Origin of the sequence: Pandoraea sp. B-6 (assembly GCF_000282835.1) — a bacterium.
Classification (GTDB): Bacteria; Pseudomonadota; Gammaproteobacteria; order Burkholderiales; family Burkholderiaceae; genus Pandoraea; species Pandoraea cepalis.
The window spans coordinates 140,847-142,019 of record NZ_KB290516.1; the positions used below are offsets into that span (position 1 = coordinate 140,847).

Consider the following 1,173-nt stretch of genomic DNA (forward strand, 5'->3'; position numbering starts at 1 on the left):
CCTGCCGCAGGCCGACGAGGAAACCGAGCCGTCGTTTGCGCATCACGAGGCGTCGTCGCTGCCGGACATCTTCCTGCCCGGCGTGCATATGCGCCTGATTCTCGGCCAGGCGTTTGGCCAGACGGCGCCGGTGAAGGTGTTTTCGCCGATCTTTTATCTGGCTGTCGATATGGCGCCGTGCTCGGCGTTTGTGCTGCCGCCCGAGTATGCGGAGCGCGCCGTGTACACCGTGCAGGGCGAGGTGACGGTGAACGACGAGGTGCTGCCCGAACATCGTATGGGCGTGCTCGCCCAGGGCGCGGATATGCGTATTGTGGCAGGCGACCAACCGGCGCGGTTGATGCTGCTCGGCGGCGCGCCGCTCGACGGCGATCGGTTCATCTTCTGGAACTTTGTATCGTCGAGTCGCGAGCGCATCGAACAGGCCAAGGCCGCCTGGACGGCCCAGCAGATGGGCACGGTGCCCGGCGAGACGGAGTGGATTCCGCTGCCGGAGCGAAAGCCGTCGGCTAACTAAGCTTCGTTGGCGCGTCTCGACGCCGGTTGCCGAAACGTTCGGCCGCCGGCGTTTTTATTCGGGGACATGGGCGCTGGTGGGCAATGCCGCACGGCCCACCTCACGCGCTCAGCACGATGACCGAGCACCGGCGGTCTTCCAGCAGACGGTGCGAGACGGCGCCGAAGTTGAGGCGGTCGCCGAAGCGGGGTTGCACGCCGAGCACCAGCAGATTGTGTTTGCCGTGATGGATCTGGTGCAGCACGGCTTCGTCGACCTTGCCGCCGGCGAGCAGACGGGTGCGAAGCTTCACACCGTTACGCCTGGCCAGCGCATGCAGGTTCTCCATCATGGCGGCTTCGGCGGCGTCAGGCTTCAGTACGCGCGGGCGCCAGCGCCGATGCAGCATGCCGGGCGCCACCCGCGCGGACACGTGGAGCGCCGTGACGGGCGCGTTCGCCGCGCGCGCCAGCGTGATCGCGAGTTCGGCCGCGTGCCGCGAGTAGTCGGTGCCCGATACGGGCACGAGGATGTTGAGCGGCGCATCGGGCTTGCGCGCATGCTCGCCGTGGGCCAGCACGATGCCGATCGCGCCATCGAACGCCTTGGTGAGCGGCAGCACGCCCGTGGGTAAGGGCAGCGGCGGAACGTCGGAATCCGTCTCCTCGCCCGGGGCG

General features: G+C 67.9%; 2 protein-coding genes. One reads left to right on the forward strand and one right to left on the reverse strand.

Going from position 1 to position 1,173, the window contains the following annotated elements:
• On the forward strand, nucleotides 1–517 hold a 517-nt coding region (locus A985_RS29190; RefSeq protein WP_039830187.1), incomplete at its 5' end, for a pirin family protein.
• 100 nt (nucleotides 518–617) lie between these two features.
• On the opposite strand, the gene A985_RS28540 is transcribed toward A985_RS29190, so the two are convergent.
• Nucleotides 618–1,173 (reverse strand): universal stress protein (locus A985_RS28540; RefSeq protein ID WP_198288688.1); only part of this gene is annotated, 556 nt, incomplete at its 5' end.